This window comes from Maribacter sp. BPC-D8, from assembly GCF_035207705.1.
GTDB lineage: Bacteria > Bacteroidota > Bacteroidia > Flavobacteriales > Flavobacteriaceae > Maribacter.
Genome location: NZ_CP128187.1, coordinates 1,401,285 through 1,420,777, shown reverse-complemented (window position 1 = coordinate 1,420,777; position 19,493 = coordinate 1,401,285). Strand labels below are relative to the sequence as shown.

Sequence of the window (19,493 nt, the reverse complement as noted above, 5' to 3'; positions counted from 1 at the left end):
TCTTTTTTGGGCATTTTAATGTAGAAGAAATTATGGCAATAATAATAACAGACGAATGTATAAATTGTGGGGCTTGTGAACCTGAATGTCCGAACACTGCAATATATGAAGGTGCAGATGAATGGCGTTATAGTGATGGTACCTCTTTAAAGGGTGGTGTTGTATTGCCTGATGGTAAGCAAGTTGATGCCGATGAAGTTCAAGAACCTATAAGCGATGAAGTTTATTACATCTCACCAGATAAATGTACAGAATGTATGGGCTTTCATGAAGAACCACAGTGTGCAGCAGTTTGCCCTGTTGATTGTTGTGTACCTGATGATGACCATGTAGAAACTGAAGAAGTGCTTTTAGCGAAGCAACGTTTCATGCACCCTGAGTAAATATTTTACGCTTTCTCTAAAAGTGTTAATAAGTGTAATGAATCTTAAGATTACTTGTTATCTATATTCTTTATGAGAAACTGATAAATCACTTAACATACTTATATTAAATAAAAAAAGCTACCTAAATTAATAGGTAGCTTTTTTATTAAAACTAAATCAAACTAAAATTTATAATTCAACGATAGGTTGAACATAGTACCTAATTGGCTAAAGTGATACCCATCATACGTCATTTGAGAATAACGTTGGTTGAAAGTAATCAAGTTAGACTGGTTCATCGTCTGTGCTGGATCTGCTAATATAGCATCACCTGCAGCATTTTGAGAAACAAAGTTCCATTCAGGTAATACATTCAACAAGTTGTTGATGTTAAGTGCAATTGTCAATTTATCTGTAGCGCTAAAATTAACTCCTAAATCAGTAACTACTTTAGGGTCAAATTCAGTACCAAGGTTGAAATTACCATTTGCATCAGTACTTAAACCTTGTTGAAAAAAGCTAGTTTTTCCAAATAATGTATTATTTAAAGAAAAACCGAATTTATTTATTTCGTAATTAGCTCCTAAAATCCATTTAGTCTTAGGTCTTGAAGTAAAGAATAAAGCTTCTTGTGTTTGGTTTACCACAGATTGACCTGAATTGGCAACTAAGTCAATATCATTTACAGGACCATCAAGTTCATTCTGAATTGTATAATTACCAGATAAATTCAAGTCTAAGTTTCCGTCACCAATAGTTATTCCTTTATAAGCAAGAACCACATCAATACCAGAAGTCTTCGTGTCTATTGCATTAGAGAAGAAACTTACATCACTTAAGTTGTTGTTTGTTAAAAGAATATCTAAAGGATTTGTAGGATCTCCACTACCTCCGATTTCATTTCCTAGAACAATTCTATCTTTTACTGAAATGCTATAGTAGTCTAAGGTATAGCTGAATTTTTCAACTTTACCACCAAACCCAACAGTGTAGTTTGTAGAAGTCTCAGCATCTAATTGAGGTATACCCAATAATTTTGCCTGAGTAGATACATTGTTAATCAAACCACCAACTTGAATACCTTGACCAGGTACAAAACTATACTGTGCTTTTTGCGTATAGATTTGGTGTAGGGTAGGAGCCCTGAATCCTGAAGAAATAGAACCTCTTAATGTGAAAGCATCACTGAATTTATAACGTGAGCTAAACTTGTATACGAATGCGTTTCCGAAATCAGAATAGTTCTCCGTTCTAACAGTACCGCTTAATAAAAAAGCATCGGTAACATCATAATCTAAACTTAAGTACCCACCAACATTGTATCGGTTGAACTTACCTGAATTTTGAGGAGCGGCTCCAGCAAATGAATCTGCACCACCACCATCATAAGAAGCTAATTCACCTCCAATAACTTCAAAAGTCTCTGTTCTAAATTCAGCACCAACACCAATACTCACTTTGTCAGATAGTAATCTTGAAATATCAATATTACCAACGTTGTGAGAAAATCTAGTTCCTCCTGGATCAAATGATTGCTGACTGTTTTCTCTATAAAGCTCAGAACCCTCAGTAATTTCACCATCATCTACAGAACCATTTCCATTTGCATCTATAAATACTGACGGAGAATAAACAACATTTCTGTTGTGAGTATTGTTCACCTTGTATGTTTGAGTGTTTCCACCAGTTGTAAAACTTGCATCAATATTCCAATCGTTTATAACTGATTTAAAACCAATTGTTGCATTATAATCGCTAAGCTCTCCTTCAAATGTTGGAACATAACCATCATAACCACCTGCAGTGTTTGGATTGTTTCCTGGGAAAAAATCAGCCAAATATGGAAAATCTTCAACAGTTCTCCAATAAGGAGTTCTGTAATTTGCAAAACTATTTACAGCCTTATAAACATATGCTGCATTTCCATACATTGATGTGTTCTCACTTAATTCATAACCCATGTTCAATGAGAATTTAGCAGCAGCAGTTTCTGGGGATCCATTAATATTCCCTGCGTCTGGTGTTCTTGAGAGAAACTCTTGAACATCTGCAATGTCAGCGCCGAAATCACCAGCTTCACCAGCAGCATCAACGGTACCTGGTCTGTTTGCTTGGTTTACTTTAGATAAATCAATAGTATAATTTACAAAGCCTTTGTCTTCACCGATCGATGAACCATTGTTTAAAGCAACACCGAACATTTCACCATCGCCTTCAGAAGTGATTCCTGTTCTAATAGTAGCAGAACCTTCGTTAGGAGAATCTTTTAATATAATATTCATTACACCAGCAATTGCATCAGAACCGTATTGTGCAGAAGCACCATCACGTAAGATTTCAACTCTTTTAATCGCATCTGTAGGTATAGCTGAAATATCAGCACCTGTTTCACCACGACCTGGAGATGTCTGTGTATATAATAAGGCACTTAAGTTTTTACGCTTACCATTAATTAATATTAATGTTCTAGATGGACCCATGTTTCTAATTTCATAAGGGTCTAATAAAGATGTCGCATCGTTTACAGGAGTTTGTACCGTATTAAAAGATGGTATTTTATACTGTAATGCTTTGTCAAAAGTAGCTTGACCTGTAGAACTTAAATCTTTAGCTCCAATAACATCTACTGGTAAAGGCGTGTCTGCATTACTTCTAGGTGCAGTACGAGAACCTACAACAATAAACTCGTCCAGTTGCATACCTTCAGATAGTTGTACGTTGATCGTATTCTTTCCGGCTGTAGAAACTTCTTTTGTTGCAAAACCAATATAACTGAATACTAATTTTGTATCATCGGTTACATTAATAGTATAGTTACCATCAAAATCAGAAGTAGTACCGTTAGTAGTACCTTTCTCGATAATATTTACACCTGCTAAAGCCATTCCAGAGTCATCTGTTACTTTACCGGTAATACTGTTTTGAATTTTTTCATTCAAAGTCAAAGCAGTAATGCCATTGTTTACAGAATTAATCTTAAGAATTTTAGCCCTTTCTGGCTTTTTGTGGTAAACCACATAATACTTGTTGCCAAGATATTCAAAATCAAAACTTGTTTTGCGTTCTAATTTATTAATAATCTTGTCTAATACTGGGAATTTGTACTCCTCAGGATTTAAACTGGTGCTTGATACCAGTGTAGGGTTGTAAGTGAAAAACACTTCGTGTTTTTCACTGATCTCGTTAAGAAAATCGCTTAGGGTCACGTTTTCTTTGAGTTCATTGGCTGCCGTTGCACTGGTGATGCTTGAAAAAAGCATTACTGCAAGCAGCAATTTCATTAGTTTGTTCGTTCTCATAAATAAATAGTTTAGTTAATAAATAGGGTTTTCTTGCACGCGTAATATCTTTCCTTTTTTAATGATTCTTGTTCCTGTAGCCTTTTCTATTGCGGCTATACATATTTGTAAATTCTGATTTGGAATACCACCAGAAAGAGGTAAACTCTTTAGTTTTTCAGTTTCAAATTCGACTTCGAGACCATAAGTAGCTTCTAGATTGAACATGACTTCTTTTAGAGAAATTTCGTTAAAAGCATAAGTGCCTCCACGCCATAAGGCGTATGGGGTTTTGATATCTACTTTTTTATGGGTCAGTTCTTTACTTTCATTTGAGAAAGAAACTATTTCGCCCGGTATCATTTTGGTGATTTCTCCGTTCTTTAATTCTAAATGAATAGAACCTTCGTCAAGCACCACATTTGTTTTCTGCTTTCTAGTATTTACATGAAACTGTGTGCCCAGTACTTCTACCTTAAGATCTTCTGTAATTACCCAAAATTTTGCATTGGTACTTGGTATAGATTTAACTTTAAAGTATGCTTCTCCTTTTAGGTTAATAAGACGCGGATTGTCTTTTTCATACCAAATTTCAGAATTTCCATTAAGCACAACAGAAGTGCCGTCTGGTAATTTTAAGTCAATTATTTCACCAAAATTGGTTTTGTGTATGGTTGTAGTTTCATTATTTAGAAACGAATAACTTGTCCAGCTTATAAGAATTAGTAATACTGCGGCTGCAGCAGTTAGAAGCGAACTATTTACAGTATGTGTTTTTTTAAGAATTTTCTTTGGTGTAGGTTCTAACTTTATTTTTGTTAAAACATTTGCTAAAGCTTCGTTTACCTTTTCATTACTAGGGTGTTGTTGATTGAAGTTGATGCCAATAATAATAGACTTGGCATTCTCTACAGCTTCAATATGTGAAGGGTTGTTTTGTATCCAATTATTCCAATAGGCGATATCATTTTTATTTAAGCCTTTTGCCCAGTTTTTAAATGATGCATCCGAAAGGAAATAATCTAAGTCGAATTTATTATTGTTGTTCATAAAGTAAAGTGTTCCATTAGTAAGAGGTTTAGTTCTTAAAAATATACCCTACTTTTTTTAGTTTTTTTTCAAAATAGATTTAATCTGCTGATTTTCAGATGCTATGCGAAGTTTTATTAATGCTTTTTGTAATGTATTTAAAACACTTTGGTAGTTCATGTCCATTACTTCGGCGATATCTGAACTGTTCATGCCACTGTAATATTTTAAATAGATAACCTCTTTTTGTCTAGGTGATAATTGATTAATAAGGCTTGCTAGGGTAGAGGTGCAAAGAAATTGAATTTCTTGTTTGATCGATATTTCTTCAGACGAAAAAGTAAAATTGGTTTTAAATAGCTGAGCCTCTGAAATAGGAATATTATTTTGATTCTTTTGTAACTGTTTTATGAGTCTTCTTTTAAAAGAAACAAACAGGTAGGCTTTTAGACTATTTATGTGTCCTAATTTTTCTCTGTTTTCAAATAGTTGAATAAAGAAGTTTTGCAGACAATCTTCTGTAATCTCTTGACTATTGCTCAACTTTAAGCCATACACATGTAATTGCGGATAATACTTTTTAAAAAGTAAGCTGAACCCATGGGATTCGCCCTTTTTAAAAAAATACCATATAGTTTCATCTGAATGAAGTTCCATAAATTCTTACATGTTCTACTGCCAATGTAAGAATTATTTCTTAAAATATGTTAAAAAACAATATTTTAACTGTCGTCAAGCTAAAAAATTTGATTTTAATTTAAATAAATTGTATAAAAATTACATTATAGTTATTGATGAAAATTTGAATGAAAAATCTGTAACTAAAAACTATCTTTGCATCCTTGAAATATTCTTAATTATGAAAGCAGGTATCGTAGGATTGCCAAACGTAGGTAAATCAACACTTTTTAATTGTTTGTCTAACGCTAAGGCGCAAAGTGCAAATTTTCCTTTTTGTACAATTGAACCTAATATAGGTGTTGTAAACGTGCCAGATGCACGATTAGAAAAACTAGAAGAGTTGGTGGTTCCAGAAAGGGTATTACCTGCTACTGTAGAAATCGTTGATATTGCTGGTTTAGTAAAAGGCGCTAGTAAAGGTGAAGGATTAGGGAATCAGTTTTTAGGAAATATTCGTGAAACTGATGCTATATTACATGTATTGCGTTGTTTTGATAATGATAACATCGTACATGTCGATGGTAGTGTAGATCCTATTAGAGATAAGGAAACAATAGATATGGAGCTTCAATTGAAAGATTTGGAGACTGTAGATAAGAAATTAGAAAAAGTAAAAAGAGCAGCTAGAACTGGTAATAAAGATGCACAAAAGGAAGAAGCTGTTTTACTTGCCGTAAAAACTGGATTAGAATCGGGTACCTCTGTTAGAGCTATTAAAATCGATAATGAATCGAGACTTGAGTTTGTTAAGCCGCTTCAGTTTATTACAGATAAACCAGTAATGTACGTTTGTAATGTTGATGAAGATGCTGCTGTATCTGGTAATGCCTATGTTGATAAAGTAAAAGAAATGGTAGCTGCTGAAAATGCAGAAGTAATTTTCTTGGCTGTAGGTACCGAAGCTGATATTACGGAGCTAGAGACTTACGAGGAGCGCCAAATGTTTTTAGAAGACTTGGGTTTAGAAGAACCTGGTTCTGCTAAACTTATTCGTGGAGCTTACAAATTATTAGAATTAGAGACCTACTTTACTGCAGGTGTTAAAGAAGTTCGTGCATGGACAATTCCTGTTGGCGCAACTGCACCACAAGCTGCAGGTGTTATACATACCGATTTTGAAAAGGGTTTCATTAGGGCAGAAGTTATTGCTTATGATGACTATGTGGCTTTTGGTAGTGAATCAAAAGTGAAAGAAGCCGGTAAAATGAAGGTAGAAGGTAAAGAATACATCGTTAAAGATGGTGATGTAATGCATTTCCGTTTTAACGTTTAATGTTCATATATAGTCAACCGATCTCGAAGTAGTTTTAATTCTTGCTCTAATCGGTTGACTTTTTTTATCATATGGTTTAAGGTGTCTATACCTTCCATATTTATACCAAGGTCTTCTCGCAACCTATATATACGTTCTATCTCAACAAGGTATTGCGGTTCAACATATGTTTTGTTTTCAATTTCCTGTACCTCGATCATTTCGAACTCTAAAAGATCATCTATAAATTCTATCGGAGTTTGTGTTCGTTCGCAATACACCTCTATTTGTATGTAATTTTCTGAATTCATATTATCGTAATTCTGAAAGTTGTTTGAATAATTCTTTTTCTTTTTCTGAAAGTTTGGTAGGCATAGTTACTTTATAGGTAATATATAAATCTCCATGAACACCTTTTTTCTTGTAAACTGGCATACCTTTTCCCTTTAGCTTCACCTTAGTGTCATTTTGGGTTTCGGGTTTTACCTTTAACTTCACTTTTCCCGTTAAAGTCTCTACTTCAATTGAGCTACCTAAAATGGCATCATATAAGGTGATAGATTCATTTTTATATAAATCGTTCTTTACTCTTTGAAAGTTTGTGTTGTTATTAATTTCGAATGTTAAGTAGAGGTCTCCTTTTGGTCCGCCATTAGCGCCTTCACCGCCATAGCCAGAAATTTTTATAGTTTGCCCATCTTCAACGCCTGCAGGTATGGTTATTCTAATTTTTTTAGCACCAAGATCAAGTGTTTGTTTTTGGTCTTCAAGAACGTCAAGTAAATTTAACTTTAATGTCGCATTTAAATCTTGACCTTTATATTGTGTGGACCTTTGTCGCCCGCCACCACTAAAACCTCCGCCAGCTCCACCGAACATAGATTCAAAGAAATCAGAGAAATCTTCATTTGATCCGCCAGCGCTAGAATAACTTCTTCTATTACCGCCTGACGAACTACGTTGATTTTTCTTTGCTTCTTCATAAGCATCGGCATGTTGCCAATCTTTACCATATTGGTCGTATTTCTTTCTTTTTTCAGGATCGCTTAAAACTTCATTGGCCTCATTTACACGTTGAAATTTTTCTTGTGCGGTTTTATCATTCGGATTTAGATCCGGATGAAGTTTTCGCGCCAATTTTCGATATGCCTTTTTAATTTGAGCCTGCGTAGCTTTCTTGTCAATTTCAAGAATTTTGTAATAATCGATAAAATCCATAAGTATTCAAAATCTACATTAAAGGTATAAAAAGGAATAAATTATTCCTATGACGTATATCATTCTTTAAATAAATTTTTTCATAATTTTTACTATGTCTTTTTCTAGAAAAAATATGTTACTCACTATAGCTATCAACAAAGAAGGTCTGTTTATTGTTAATTACTTTAACAGATAGGTGTTTTATCTTTTGCCGAGTGGTGCTATCTTTAACGCAACTTTCTTAAACTTTTTTAAATGTCCCAAGACACTACTCAATATACTGAAGATAATATACGCTCGCTCGATTGGAAAGAACATATCCGATTACGACCTGGTATGTATATCGGTAAATTGGGAGATGGTTCGTCTGCAGATGATGGTATCTATATTCTACTGAAAGAGGTTATCGATAACTGTATCGATGAATTTGTAATGGGTGCTGGTAAAACCATTGATATATCTATTAAAGATAAAGTGGTTAAAGTTCGAGATTACGGTCGTGGTATTCCATTAGGTAAAGTTGTCGATGTAGTTTCTAAGATGAACACTGGTGGTAAGTATGATAGTCGTGCTTTTAAAAAATCTGTAGGATTGAACGGTGTGGGTACCAAAGCTGTAAATGCCTTGTCCAGTTTTTTTGAAGTTCAATCTTCTAGAGACAATCAATTAAAAACGGCTCAGTTTAGTTCTGGTAATTTAGAGAACGAAGTTGGCCCTGAAGAAACGGGTAAAAGAAAAGGTACCAAGGTTACTTTTATACCTGATGAATTAATTTTTAAAAATTATAAATATAGAAATGAGTATGTGGAACGCATGCTTAAAAATTATGTATACCTAAATCCGGGATTAACGATTGTTTTTAACGGAGAAAAATTTTATTCTGAAAACGGACTAAAAGATTTACTTGAGGATAATAATAATATGGATGATATGCTTTATCCTGTTATTCATTTAAAAGGAGAAGATATTGAAGTAGCTATTACACATAGTAAAACTCAATATAGTGAAGAGTATCATTCTTTTGTAAACGGTCAGCATACAACACATGGCGGTACGCATCAAGCTGCATTTAGAGAAGCAATCGTAAAAACCATTCGTGATTTTTATGGTAAAAATTATGAAGCTTCAGATATTCGAAAATCAATTATTTCGGCGATTGCTATAAAAGTTATGGAGCCGATTTTTGAAAGTCAAACAAAAACAAAACTTGGTTCTACCGAAATGGGTGGTGAGCTGCCAACTGTTCGAAGCTATATTAATGATTTTATAGGTAAATATTTAGATAATTATCTCCATAAGAATACCGATACGGCAGATAAGCTTCAGCGAAAAATTATAATGGCTGAGAAAGAGCGTAAAGAACTTTCTGGTATTCGTAAGTTAGCTCGAGACAGAGCGAAGAAGGCAAGTCTTCATAATAAAAAGCTTAGAGATTGTAGAGTTCACTTAGGTGACATAAAGCATGACCGAAGGTTGGAAAGTTCGCTATTTATTACCGAGGGTGATTCAGCATCTGGTTCTATTACTAAATCAAGAGATGTAAACACGCAAGCGGTATTCAGTCTTAAAGGAAAGCCATTAAATTCTTATGGCATGTCTAAGAAGATTGTTTACGAGAATGAGGAATTCAATCTATTGCAAGCTGCACTGAATATAGAGGAGTCTATTGAAGATTTACGATACAATAACATAATAATAGCAACAGATGCCGATGTAGATGGTATGCATATTCGATTATTGTTAATTACGTTTTTCTTGCAATTTTTTCCAGAACTGATAAAAGAAAATCACCTTTATATTTTACAGACGCCTTTGTTTAGAGTTCGTAATAAAAAGGAAACGATTTATTGTTATAGTGATGAAGAGCGTCAGCATGCGCTAAATAAATTAACTGGGAAACCAGAAATAACTCGATTTAAGGGTCTAGGAGAGATTTCACCAGATGAGTTTAGACACTTCATTGGCGAAGATATAAGGCTAGAACCTATTATGCTTGATAAGGCAATGTCTATTGAAGACCTGTTGAGTTTTTACATGGGAAAAAATACACCAGATAGACAAAAATTTATAATTGAAAACCTTAAAGTAGAGGTTGATTTAATAAAAGATAAAGTAGTATAAACTAGATTAATACGATTGCTTCTGAATGGAGGAAAATGACGATTTGAACGAGGAAATAAACGAAAACCTTTCCGAAGAAAACGGTAATAATATTGACTCATCTGAGGCACTGACCAGGGTTTCTGGCATGTATAAAGATTGGTTTCTAGATTACGCATCTTACGTAATTTTAGAACGAGCGGTACCTGCTATTGAAGACGGATTCAAGCCTGTGCAACGACGTATCATGCATTCTTTAAAAGAGCTTGATGATGGTCGTTATAACAAAGTGGCTAATGTAGTTGGTCATACCATGCAGTATCACCCACATGGTGATGCTAGTATTGCAGATGCCATGGTTCAAATTGGTCAGAAAGACCTCTTAATAGATACTCAAGGTAACTGGGGTAACATTCTTACCGGCGATAGAGCTGCTGCATCTAGGTATATTGAGGCTAGACTTTCTAAATTTGCTTTAGAAGTTATATTTAGTCCCAAAATTACCGAGTGGCAAATGTCATATGATGGTAGAAAAAAAGAGCCTGTAAACTTACCGGTAAAGTTTCCGTTATTATTGGCTCAAGGGGCAGAGGGTATTGCTGTAGGTTTATCTACCAAAGTGTTGGCTCATAACTTTATTGAGCTTATTGATGCTTCTATTAAACATTTAAAGGGACAGCGATTTAAGATTTATCCCGATTTTCCGACGGCAGGTATTATTGATGTTACGAATTATAATGACGGACTCAGAGGTGGTAAAATTAGGGTTCGGGCAAAGATATCTCAGTTAGATAAGAATACACTAGTAATCAATGAAATACCTTACGGTACTAATACTGGTAGTTTAATAGAATCTATCTTAAAGGCTAATGAGAAAGGCAAGATTAAAATCAAGAAAATTGAGGATAATACCGCTGCAGATGTTGAGATTTTAGTTCATCTTCCTTCTGGTATTTCTCCAGATAGAACCATCGATGCTTTGTATGCTTTTACAGCGTGCGAATCTTCTATTTCTCCGCTAGGTTGTATTATTGAAGATAACAAGCCTTTGTTTATTGGGGTTACAGAAATGCTTAGAAGGTCTACCGATTCTACGGTAGAATTATTGAAGCAAGAGCTCGAAATTCAACTTAAAGAACTTGAAGAGCAATGGCACTTCGCTTCACTTGAAAGAATTTTTATTGAGAATCGTATCTATCGAGATATTGAAGAAGAAGAAACTTGGGAGGGTGTAATAGCCGCAATCGATAAAGGTTTAGCGCCATTTACAAAGCACCTAAAGCGAGCGGTTACTGAAGAAGATATAACTAGACTTACCGAAATACGAATTAAAAGAATTTCGAAATTTGATTTAGATAAAGCTCAGCAGCACCTAGAGAGCTTGCAAGAGCGTATTGCAGAGGTCAAGCATCATTTGGCTAATCTTATTGAATTCGCGATTAACTACTTCAAAAATCTTAAAGAAACTTACGGTAAAGACAGAGGTCGTTTAACCGAAATTCGAGTTTTTGATGATATTGAAGCTACTAAGGTTGCGATTAGAAATACCAAACTCTATGTAAATAGAGAAGAGGGATTTGTGGGAACATCTTTAAAGAAAGATGAATATGTTACTGATTGTAGCGATATAGATGATATTATTATGATTACCAACGAAGGTAAGATGATGGTGTCAAAAGTGGATTCTAAAATATTTGTAGGCAAAGGAATCATTCATGTTGCAGTATTCAAGAAAAAAGATAAGCGTACCACCTATAACCTTGTTTATAAGGACGGTAAAGGTGGTGCTACATATATTAAGCGTTTTAATGTTACCAGTATCACTAGAGATAGAGAGTACGATTTAACTACCGGTAAAGCTGGTTCCCAGGTGTTGTATTTCTCTGCTAACCCTAATGGTGAGGCTGAAGTTATAACCGTTTTGCTTCGTCAAGTGGGCAGTGTTAAGAAACTGAAATGGGACATTGACTTTTCTGATGTTTTGATTAAAGGAAGAGCTTCGAAAGGTAATATTGTAACCAAGTACTCTGTTAAGCGAATTGAATTAAAAGAAAAAGGAGTGTCTACACTGAAGCCAAGAAAGATTTGGTTTGATGATGTAGTACGTAGATTAAATGTTGATGGTAGGGGAGAATTGCTAGGGGAATTTAAAGGTGATGATTTACTAATGGTTATTAATCAGAAAGGAATAGTAAAAACCTTTTTACCTGTACTAACTTCTCATTTCGATGATGATATGATCGTGTTAGAGAAATGGATACCAGAGAAACCAATTTCTGCTATTTATTGGGAAGGTGAAAAAGAACGCTTTTATATTAAAAGGTTTTTGATTGAAAGTGAAAACAAAGAGGAGTTGTTTATTTCAGAGCATCCGAAATCATACTTAGAGCTTGTTTCTACAGATTGGAAACCAATGGTTGAAATTGAATTCCCTAAGCCTAGAGGTAAAGAAGCTAAAGATAATGAATCTGTTGAAGTCGAGAGTTTTATATCGATTAAGGGTATTAAAGCTTTAGGTAATCAATTTATTACAGAAAAGGTTAAAAACATCAATCTTCTTGATCCTTTGCCTTATGAACCAGAGGTTCCTGAAGAAGTTGAAAATATTGAAGTTGTAGATGAAGAATCTCTAGCATCTGGTGATGATGCTGAGAATTCTAAAGATGAAGACGGTGCATCTGCAGATGAGCCAACATTATTTGATTAGTCGGAATTATGAAAAAATTTTTCGAAGAGTTTAAGAATTTTGCCATTAAAGGCAATATGATAGATTTGGCTGTCGGTATCATTATTGGTACAGCATTTAATAAAGTTGTTAGCACAATTGTTTCGGCTGTTATTATGCCGCCACTTTCTTTGTTGACAGACGATGTTAACTTATCAAATAAAAAGTGGATTCTTAGAGAAGCGGCAGATTCAGCAGAAGAAGTGGCTATTGGTTATGGTGAACTTATTGAATCATTAATAGATTTCGGAATAATAGCTTTTACCATTTTTGTAATGGTAAAATTTATAAATAGGTTTAAAGAGAAGTCTGAAGATCCATCAAACAAAGAAGTGGAAACTCCTAAAAATATTGCCTTATTATCTAGTATGGAGCAGCTGTTGAAAGAGCAAAATGCTATACTTAAAAACAAAAAGTAATTAAACTGTTTAATTATTGAGATGTCTTATCGTGAGATAGAATGTTAAGATTAGACAAATTCAAAGAATAATTGCTTTTATAACTACCTTTACAAAAAATTTCAATTAATGGATTTCACTAACCCCCTGGTGTATGGCGCACCAGCCTTTATTGCCTTTATTTTATTAGAATTGACTTACAGCAAAACTCATGGAGATGATGATCTTTATGATTGGAAAGATTTTGCTGCCAGTAGTGTTATGGGAATTGGATCTGCCATTATCGGTCCTTTATTAAAAGTAATTTTATTAGTTGTTCTTTTTGAATATGCTTATGAGTTTTTTAACCCAATGGTTGATGGTGTAAGAACTAATATTATGGGGTATAAGTCGTTCGGCTATGCTTGGTATGTTTGGTTGCTTTGTCAATTAGCAGATGATTTTACGTACTATTGGTTTCACAGAGCAAATCATGAAATTCGTATTCTATGGGCGGCACATATAGTGCATCATTCTTCAGATAACTTTAATCTTGGTACTGCTATTCGTAATGGTTGGTTCACTTTGTTGTACAAGCCTTTTTTCTATGTTTGGATGCCGATTATCGGTTTTCCTGTAGAGATGGTGGTTGTATGTTTAGCGATTGAGTCTTTCTGGCAGTTTCAATTACACTCGCAATATGTTCCAAAAATGGGATTCATTGAGAAAATATTTAATACGCATACAATGCACCAGGTACACCACGCTCAGAATGTGGAGTATTTAGATAAGAATCACGGTGGATTTTTAAATTTCTTTGATAAGATTTTTGGAACTTGGAAAGAGTATGATGAAAATATTGATGTAAAATTTGGTGTTATTCATGCTCCAAACTCTAACAACCCTATAGTAATTCTTACGCATGAGTTTAAAGATATTTGGGCAGATACTAAAAAATCAAAAAAGCTAAGTCACAAGTTAATGTACATATTCGGTCCTCCGGGGTGGAGTCATGACGGTAGTACTATGACTGTAAAGCAACAACAGCGATTGTCTGAGGAGCAGAAACAGGCAAACCCTGGTGTTACCTTTGATAGACCTAATTAAAGTCTTAAAAGAGCTTAATTAGATTTGTATATCATTTTAAGCTGATAGTATTAATGAAAAAGCTCCAATTAAGCATTTGCTTAATTGGAGCTTTTTTTTTTGAAGTTGTAAGAAGTTTTTAATCTTCTATTTCGGTTACACGTTTTTATTCTTTTTTACTGTATGTATTTCTTTAATGCTTTTTTTATCAGTGATGCAGCCGCTATCGAATGCTAAAAATTGTTTCTTCAGTGAAGTTCATAGCCACGTGCTGAACAAGGGTCTTAAGATTATAGATACTAAGCTTAGATTGATGTAACAGACTGCCTACTAGATGCAATAGACATGATGATAACAGGATCAATAGTTAAGACTACTTTTGAGAATTATAGAGTTGATAGTGAAGTCCAGGTATCTTTAGTAAAGAAAAATTAAACATTGATTAGTTAATTTTTATTGCTGTTCCTGTTTTTACAATTAGTTTTTTATTCGGATCCTTAACGGCACTTTTGTATTGAAAGGTGTATGAGGAGTCGGTTGTGCTAATAATTTTATATTGAATCGCTGTTTTGCTATGAATGTCTTGTAAAACGAATTCACAATCATTGTACCAGCGAACCGTGGCGCTATCTATTTTATTCTCATAATAGTCTACGCTATAATCTTCGGTTCTTGTAAATTTTCCTTCTTTTATGGTGTCACCAACTTCATAGGTGAACTTAAAAGACCCGGTAATGTACTTTTCGCAATTACGTTCAGGTTGGTAGCATGAGCAAAGAATTAAGCCTAGGGCGGCTGTCAAAATCAAATTTTTCTTCATACTGCAAAATAAAGAAAATAGGAGCGAAGTAGTTAGAAAAAGGTAATAATAGTTCGTGATTAAAAGTAGATTTTAAAACTCAGAGTACGTTTTAAAAGTACCATCAGTATAGAACATAATTATTCGTTCTAAGTTTTTTTCGTTCATCTTGTTTGTGACATTTACTTGAGCTTCTTTGGTGTCTTTGGTGTCTTTGGGTTTGGGTGTAGGGTTGGTTTCTGTTTGAGGAAAAGTTCCTGTTCCGTACAACAACCATTGTAAGTCTACTTCTGCAAAGGCTTGATCTACTTTAATAATAAATTCTAAACTAGGTTTATTTCTTCCGTTTAGTAAGTGAGAAATACTAGACCGTTGCACTTGTATTAAATCTGCAAACGCAGCATATGATAGTTCATTGTGCGCTAAAATCGTCTTTAGTCTTGAAAGAAAAGAAGTGGTGTCTAGCATGTTTACAAAGTTAATGTATTCTTTAATTTAGATCGCTAAGTAGTTAGTATTATAATGGTAAAAATGGAAAATACAGTAAAGCTTTCTTTTATATTATATATTATAACTTACTGATTAGTAATATAATATAATTATAATTTAAGAAAAAGTTAAAATTGTAAATTATACTTAAAATATTATGCGAGTATAGAAGAACAATATGTTTACAATTGTAAACATAGGCTGTAGTATTTTTGCGTAGCATTAAATCATTAGTAGAATGAAAGATTTGGATTATAATAATATAATGGTGCCTGCTATTTCTGGAAGGTATATTAACTATGACCATGTAAATGAGTTTTTAAAAACGCTGCCGGCTTCTTTTAAAATTGAAGTTGTCGGAAAATCGGTAAGAAAAGAATCTATTATAAGTATTACGTTTGGTAGCGGTCCAAATAAAATTTTAATGTGGTCTCAAATGCATGGCAACGAATCGACAACTACAAAAGCAGTTGTTGATTTATTGAGCTATTTGAAACAAGATATTGCTGAAGTTTTAGAAATTTCGAAATCTTGTACTTTAAAAATTATTCCAATATTAAGTCCTGATGGTGCTCGAGATTATACCAGAATAAATGCTAACAAAATTGACCTTAATAGAGATGCACAAGATTTGTCTCAACCAGAGAGTCGAGTTCTAAAATCAGTTTATGAAGAATTTAAACCAAACTACTGTTTAAATCTTCACGACCAACGAACTATATTTAATGTAGGTGATACGAATAAACCAGCTACGGTTTCTTTTTTGGCACCTGCTTATGATAAAGACAGAAATATTTCACCATCTCGGAAATTAAGTATGCAGCTTATTGCCGCTATGAATGATAAATTACAAAAAGAAATTCCTGGGCAGGTGGGTAGGTATGATGATGGTTTTAATGCGAATTGTGTTGGTGATGCTTTTCAAATGAGAGAAACGCCCACAGTATTGTTCGAAGCAGGTCATTACGCAGATGATTACGATAGAGATAAAACTAGGGTATTTATTTTTAAGGCTTTATTAAAAGGTATACAGGTAATATCAAAGAATCTTGTCTCAGATTATAGCATAGAGCAATATTCGTCTATACCTGAAAATGGGAAACAGTTTGTAGATATCTTAATTGTAAATGACAATTATATTAAAAATCAGCTAACCAAGAGCAAACTTGTGCCAATACAGTATAAAGAGGTATTAAATAACGGCAAAGTTACGTTTAAGCCAGAATTATATCATTTTGAAAAGCAACCTTCAGAGATTTTCGCACATAAGACATTGAACTGCAATGATGAAAATGATATTTTATGGCTCAAAGAAAATGATTTGTTGAAGCTGCTTTCGTGATATTTATTGTCTTATTTCTTTGAAAATGTAATATTATTTACGTTTTCATTAAAAAAAATGAAGTTTCAATGAATTTAATGTGATTATTTTTTATTTTTGGCAAAAATTTTACAACTATGGGCAAAGTCAAATTAGACGAAATAGACCACCAAATTCTAGATATGTTGATTGACAACACTAGAACTCCTTTTACTGATATTGCAAAAAAACTTCTTATATCTGCCGGTACGGTACACGTAAGGGTTAAGAAAATGGAAGAAGCGGGAATCATAAAAGGTTCATCACTTACTTTAGATTATGTAAAACTTGGTTATGCCTTTATAGCATACGTAGGTATTTTTCTTGAAAAAACTCACCAAACTAAATTTGTGCTTGAGCGTTTAAATCAAATACCAAACGTTACCATTGCACATATAACAACAGGTAAATTCAATATTTTCTGTAAAATTAGAGCAAAAGATACTACGCACGCCAAAAATATTATTTTTAAAATAGATGATATCGATGGTATTAGTAGAACAGAAACGATGATTTCATTAGAAGAAAGTTTTAATGATAAAAAACGTTTGATGCATACTATTTTTAATGAGTTATAAATATTAGGTTATTCAACTAACTTAAAAAAAGCCCGGTTATCTTATATGATTGGGCTTTTTTGATTTTCAATTTTTAAATTTTCAGAATGACGGTTAAAGATTTACAAGAAGACGAATTACAATTTTTCTACGGTACTTATTTGAAAACTCTTGATGAACAAGAAGATTTAAAATCTGCTTTAGTAAATGGAAGAAAAAGTTTTGAAGATTTAGTTCAAGGTTTGACCGATGAACAATTTTTGCACAGTTATGGGGAAGGTAAATGGACCGTAGCTGAAGTTTTGGTTCACTTAATTGATACGGAACGTGTATTTCAATATCGTGCTTTTAGAATATCTAGAAACGATAAAACCTCATTGCCAGGTTTTGACCATAATACATTCGTTACTGAAAGTAATGCCAACCAACGTACAAAAGAAGATATACTAAAAGAATATCTTCATGTTCGTGATTCTTCAATTAGTTTGTTCGATACTATGCTAAATGCAAATCAAAAAAGAATGGGTACCGCCAGTGGTATTCCTTGGTCTGTAGGTGCATTAGGTTTGGTGATAAGTGGTCACCAAAAGCATCATGAAAATATTTTACAAGAACGCTATTTTAACTAATCTAGCTCTTCTTCAGATTCCATTTCGAAGTTTAAGTAAAGTGCTTTCGTCATTTCGTCCGATTGCATAACTTCTTCTGGTGTTTTAGGTTCTAGCTCCTTTTCTATGTTCTCTTCAAAATTTGCAATGAAGTTAGAAAGGCTTTTACTTATTTTAACTAAGTACAAGGTATCGGCAGTTTTTATTTCAACAGCTTCGACATAATCTCCTTTAATATTTTTAAAACTAATGATGTCTTCATCACCATATCCATAAGGATATGTTTCTATTAAAAGTGCTGCTAATTGGTGGTCTAATTTACGGTAATCAATAAGGCGTCTTGTCATAACTTATTTATTTATAGAAGGTTGAGTTTATCTATAACTAAACTAGCAATAATTGTAACAAGTCAATTTTTAGAGTTGTGAAAGTGCCATTTTAAGTATGTGAACTTTTCAAACTTTGTAGTAAGCGAATGCCTCGGTGAATAATTCTACAGGAATTTCAATGTCATATTCAGGTTTACCAATAGATTTCAACAACACAAAATTGACTTTACCATGAGAGTTTTTCTTGTCGTACTTCATTAGTTTAAGAATATTTTCAATATCCTCATTTGAAAATTCTACTTTATCATATCTATTTAAAAAAGTAGTTTTTATATCGGCTAAAGATTCATCTGAAAGTTCTAATAGTTTATTCGAAAGATATCCTTCTAGAATCATACCTATGGCAATCGCCTCTCCATGTAATAGCATTTCTTTCGTATCGCTCTCTAAGAAATAAGATTCTATGGCGTGACCAAGTGTGTGTCCGTAATTTAATATCTTACGTATATTCTGCTCTGTAGGGTCTTGAAGTACCACCTTGTTTTTAATATGGATAGATGTAAGAATGTGTTTTTTCATATCCTCTAAACCTTCAGCCTTTTTCAAGGCTTCCCAATAGCTTGTGTCTTGAATAAGACCGTGTTTTAGCATTTCTGCAAATCCGCTTATAACCTGTCTATTTTCTAACGTATCAAGAAAATCAGGAACTACAAGTACCATTACGGGCTGATTAATGACGCCAATTTGATTTTTTAAAGAACCTAGGTCAACGCCAGTTTTACCGCCAACCGAGGCGTCTACCATAGATAATAGGGTAGTAGGTACATTAATAAAATCAATACCTCTTTTAAATGTAGAAGCTATAAAGCCGCCCATATCAGTTAATACGCCACCACCTAAATTTATCAAGATACTTTTGCGATCAGCACCTAATTCAGATAAAGCCTCCCAAACACCAACACATGTTTCTATGTTCTTGTTTATTTCTCCTGATTCAATTTCAATAATTTCGAACTGATAATCACCATGAATCTCAGCCATGAAATTTGGCAAGCAAAGCTCATGTGTATTTTCATCTACTAAAATGAAAATAGTAGAATATCTTTTTTCTGCTAGGTGATTGTTCAATGCTTGAAAAGCATTTTCGTTGAAATGTACTGCGTAAGAATCTGAAATTATAGAATCCATCGAAAATATGACTTAGTATTAATGACTATTGTACCGCAAAATAAAGGTTATTTTTAGTCTTAGGATTATA

18 protein-coding genes are annotated in these 19,493 nt (G+C 33.6%); 9 read left to right on the top strand and 9 right to left on the bottom strand.

The genetic code is table 11. The features are described 5' to 3' along the window. Positions 1-32: 32 nt before the first annotated feature. Positions 33-383, top strand: coding sequence for a 4Fe-4S dicluster domain-containing protein (locus tag QSV08_RS06450; RefSeq protein WP_324027585.1), 351 nt, complete (start codon positions 33-35; stop codon positions 381-383). Between the two features lie 164 nt (positions 384-547). Here QSV08_RS06450 and QSV08_RS06445 read toward each other — a convergent pair whose 3' ends face one another. From QSV08_RS06445 to QSV08_RS06435, 3 genes are all read right to left on the bottom strand, one after another. Next, complete coding sequence (locus tag QSV08_RS06445; protein WP_416382055.1) at positions 548-3,250, bottom strand: TonB-dependent receptor; 2,703 nt, start codon at positions 3,248-3,250, stop codon at positions 548-550. A 429-nt stretch (positions 3,251-3,679) separates the two neighbouring features. Continuing rightward, positions 3,680-4,693 (bottom strand): FecR family protein, encoded by a 1,014-nt coding sequence (locus QSV08_RS06440; protein ID WP_324027583.1) that lies wholly within the window; start codon positions 4,691-4,693, stop codon positions 3,680-3,682. A gap of 57 nt (positions 4,694-4,750) precedes the next feature. Continuing rightward, positions 4,751-5,329: an RNA polymerase sigma factor gene (locus QSV08_RS06435; RefSeq protein ID WP_324027582.1), complete on the bottom strand. Its 579-nt coding sequence runs from the start codon at positions 5,327-5,329 to the stop codon at positions 4,751-4,753. A 202-nt stretch (positions 5,330-5,531) separates the two neighbouring features. Here QSV08_RS06435 and ychF point away from each other — a divergent pair, with 202 nt between their 5' ends. Next, positions 5,532-6,626, top strand: coding sequence for a redox-regulated ATPase YchF (gene ychF, locus QSV08_RS06430; protein ID WP_324027581.1), 1,095 nt, complete (start codon positions 5,532-5,534; stop codon positions 6,624-6,626). Here ychF and QSV08_RS06425 read toward each other — a convergent pair. Both QSV08_RS06425 and QSV08_RS06420 read right to left on the bottom strand, forming a co-directional pair. Further along, positions 6,623-6,916 (bottom strand): chaperone modulator CbpM, encoded by a 294-nt coding sequence (locus QSV08_RS06425; protein WP_324027580.1) that lies wholly within the window; start codon positions 6,914-6,916, stop codon positions 6,623-6,625. The genes ychF and QSV08_RS06425 overlap by 4 nt on opposite strands. 1 nt (position 6,917) lies before the next feature. Continuing rightward, complete coding sequence (locus tag QSV08_RS06420; RefSeq protein ID WP_324027579.1) at positions 6,918-7,823, bottom strand: DnaJ C-terminal domain-containing protein; 906 nt, start codon at positions 7,821-7,823, stop codon at positions 6,918-6,920. Between the two features lie 237 nt (positions 7,824-8,060). Here QSV08_RS06420 and QSV08_RS06415 point away from each other — a divergent pair, with 237 nt between their 5' ends. From QSV08_RS06415 to QSV08_RS06400, 4 genes are all read left to right on the top strand, one after another. Continuing rightward, complete coding sequence (locus QSV08_RS06415; protein ID WP_324027578.1) at positions 8,061-9,926, top strand: DNA topoisomerase IV subunit B; 1,866 nt, start codon at positions 8,061-8,063, stop codon at positions 9,924-9,926. Between the two features lie 25 nt (positions 9,927-9,951). After that, complete coding sequence (locus tag QSV08_RS06410) at positions 9,952-12,612, top strand: DNA gyrase/topoisomerase IV subunit A (RefSeq protein ID WP_324027577.1); 2,661 nt, start codon at positions 9,952-9,954, stop codon at positions 12,610-12,612. An 8-nt stretch (positions 12,613-12,620) separates the two neighbouring features. Continuing rightward, the gene (gene mscL / locus QSV08_RS06405) at positions 12,621-13,049 is read left to right on the top strand and encodes a large-conductance mechanosensitive channel protein MscL (protein WP_324027576.1); all 429 of its coding nucleotides are present in this window, start codon (positions 12,621-12,623) and stop codon (positions 13,047-13,049) included. A gap of 108 nt (positions 13,050-13,157) precedes the next feature. Beyond that, positions 13,158-14,114 (top strand): sterol desaturase family protein, encoded by a 957-nt coding sequence (locus QSV08_RS06400; protein WP_324027575.1) that lies wholly within the window; start codon positions 13,158-13,160, stop codon positions 14,112-14,114. Between the two features lie 421 nt (positions 14,115-14,535). Here the strand turns inward: QSV08_RS06400 and QSV08_RS06395 are convergent, their stop codons facing one another. Continuing rightward, on the bottom strand, positions 14,536-14,913 hold the full coding sequence (locus QSV08_RS06395) for a hypothetical protein (RefSeq protein WP_324027574.1): 378 nt from the start codon (positions 14,911-14,913) through the stop codon (positions 14,536-14,538). Positions 14,914-14,985: 72 nt separating this feature from the next. After that, complete coding sequence (locus QSV08_RS06390; RefSeq protein ID WP_324027573.1) at positions 14,986-15,360, bottom strand: helix-turn-helix domain-containing protein; 375 nt, start codon at positions 15,358-15,360, stop codon at positions 14,986-14,988. A gap of 259 nt (positions 15,361-15,619) precedes the next feature. Between QSV08_RS06390 and QSV08_RS06385 the strand changes: the two genes are divergently transcribed. The 3 genes from QSV08_RS06385 (at position 15,620) to QSV08_RS06375 (ending at position 17,927) form a co-directional block, all read left to right on the top strand. Next, positions 15,620-16,723, top strand: a complete 1,104-nt coding sequence (locus QSV08_RS06385; protein ID WP_324027572.1) for a M14 family metallopeptidase — start codon at positions 15,620-15,622, stop codon at positions 16,721-16,723. A 116-nt stretch (positions 16,724-16,839) separates the two neighbouring features. Next, a complete protein-coding gene (locus QSV08_RS06380) occupies positions 16,840-17,319 on the top strand; it encodes an Lrp/AsnC family transcriptional regulator (protein ID WP_027066901.1) in 480 nt (159 codons plus the stop codon). 86 nt (positions 17,320-17,405) lie between these two features. Further along, positions 17,406-17,927 (top strand): DinB family protein, encoded by a 522-nt coding sequence (locus QSV08_RS06375; RefSeq protein ID WP_324027571.1) that lies wholly within the window; start codon positions 17,406-17,408, stop codon positions 17,925-17,927. Here QSV08_RS06375 and QSV08_RS06370 read toward each other — a convergent pair. Together QSV08_RS06370 and aroB are read right to left on the bottom strand one after the other, a co-directional pair. Beyond that, positions 17,924-18,253 carry a hypothetical protein gene (locus QSV08_RS06370; protein ID WP_324027570.1) on the bottom strand — a complete coding sequence of 110 codons (330 nt, stop codon included), beginning with the start codon at positions 18,251-18,253 and terminating at the stop codon, positions 17,924-17,926. The genes QSV08_RS06375 and QSV08_RS06370 overlap by 4 nt on opposite strands. Positions 18,254-18,361: 108 nt before the next feature. Then, positions 18,362-19,423 carry a 3-dehydroquinate synthase gene (aroB, locus tag QSV08_RS06365; protein WP_324027569.1) on the bottom strand — a complete coding sequence of 354 codons (1,062 nt, stop codon included), beginning with the start codon at positions 19,421-19,423 and terminating at the stop codon, positions 18,362-18,364. Positions 19,424-19,493 lie beyond the last annotated feature (70 nt).

What these genes read in the sequence shown, in the direction of transcription:
- QSV08_RS06450 (WP_324027585.1), top strand. Translation starts at nt 33, where the DNA reads ATGGCAATAATAATAACAGACGAATGTATAAATTGTGGGGCTTGTGAA.
- QSV08_RS06445 (WP_416382055.1), bottom strand. Translation starts at nt 3,250, where the DNA reads ATGGCTTTAGCAGGTGTAAATATTATCGAGAAAGGTACTACTAACGGT.
- QSV08_RS06440 (WP_324027583.1), bottom strand. Translation starts at nt 4,693, where the DNA reads ATGAACAACAATAATAAATTCGACTTAGATTATTTCCTTTCGGATGCA.
- QSV08_RS06435 (WP_324027582.1), bottom strand. Translation starts at nt 5,329, where the DNA reads ATGGAACTTCATTCAGATGAAACTATATGGTATTTTTTTAAAAAGGGC.
- ychF (WP_324027581.1), top strand. Translation starts at nt 5,532, where the DNA reads ATGAAAGCAGGTATCGTAGGATTGCCAAACGTAGGTAAATCAACACTT.
- QSV08_RS06425 (WP_324027580.1), bottom strand. Translation starts at nt 6,916, where the DNA reads ATGAATTCAGAAAATTACATACAAATAGAGGTGTATTGCGAACGAACA.
- QSV08_RS06420 (WP_324027579.1), bottom strand. Translation starts at nt 7,823, where the DNA reads ATGGATTTTATCGATTATTACAAAATTCTTGAAATTGACAAGAAAGCT.
- QSV08_RS06415 (WP_324027578.1), top strand. Translation starts at nt 8,061, where the DNA reads ATGTCCCAAGACACTACTCAATATACTGAAGATAATATACGCTCGCTC.
- QSV08_RS06410 (WP_324027577.1), top strand. Translation starts at nt 9,952, where the DNA reads ATGGAGGAAAATGACGATTTGAACGAGGAAATAAACGAAAACCTTTCC.
- mscL (WP_324027576.1), top strand. Translation starts at nt 12,621, where the DNA reads ATGAAAAAATTTTTCGAAGAGTTTAAGAATTTTGCCATTAAAGGCAAT.
- QSV08_RS06400 (WP_324027575.1), top strand. Translation starts at nt 13,158, where the DNA reads ATGGATTTCACTAACCCCCTGGTGTATGGCGCACCAGCCTTTATTGCC.
- QSV08_RS06395 (WP_324027574.1), bottom strand. Translation starts at nt 14,913, where the DNA reads ATGAAGAAAAATTTGATTTTGACAGCCGCCCTAGGCTTAATTCTTTGC.
- QSV08_RS06390 (WP_324027573.1), bottom strand. Translation starts at nt 15,360, where the DNA reads ATGCTAGACACCACTTCTTTTCTTTCAAGACTAAAGACGATTTTAGCG.
- QSV08_RS06385 (WP_324027572.1), top strand. Translation starts at nt 15,620, where the DNA reads ATGAAAGATTTGGATTATAATAATATAATGGTGCCTGCTATTTCTGGA.
- QSV08_RS06380 (WP_027066901.1), top strand. Translation starts at nt 16,840, where the DNA reads ATGGGCAAAGTCAAATTAGACGAAATAGACCACCAAATTCTAGATATG.
- QSV08_RS06375 (WP_324027571.1), top strand. Translation starts at nt 17,406, where the DNA reads ATGACGGTTAAAGATTTACAAGAAGACGAATTACAATTTTTCTACGGT.
- QSV08_RS06370 (WP_324027570.1), bottom strand. Translation starts at nt 18,253, where the DNA reads ATGACAAGACGCCTTATTGATTACCGTAAATTAGACCACCAATTAGCA.
- aroB (WP_324027569.1), bottom strand. Translation starts at nt 19,423, where the DNA reads ATGGATTCTATAATTTCAGATTCTTACGCAGTACATTTCAACGAAAAT.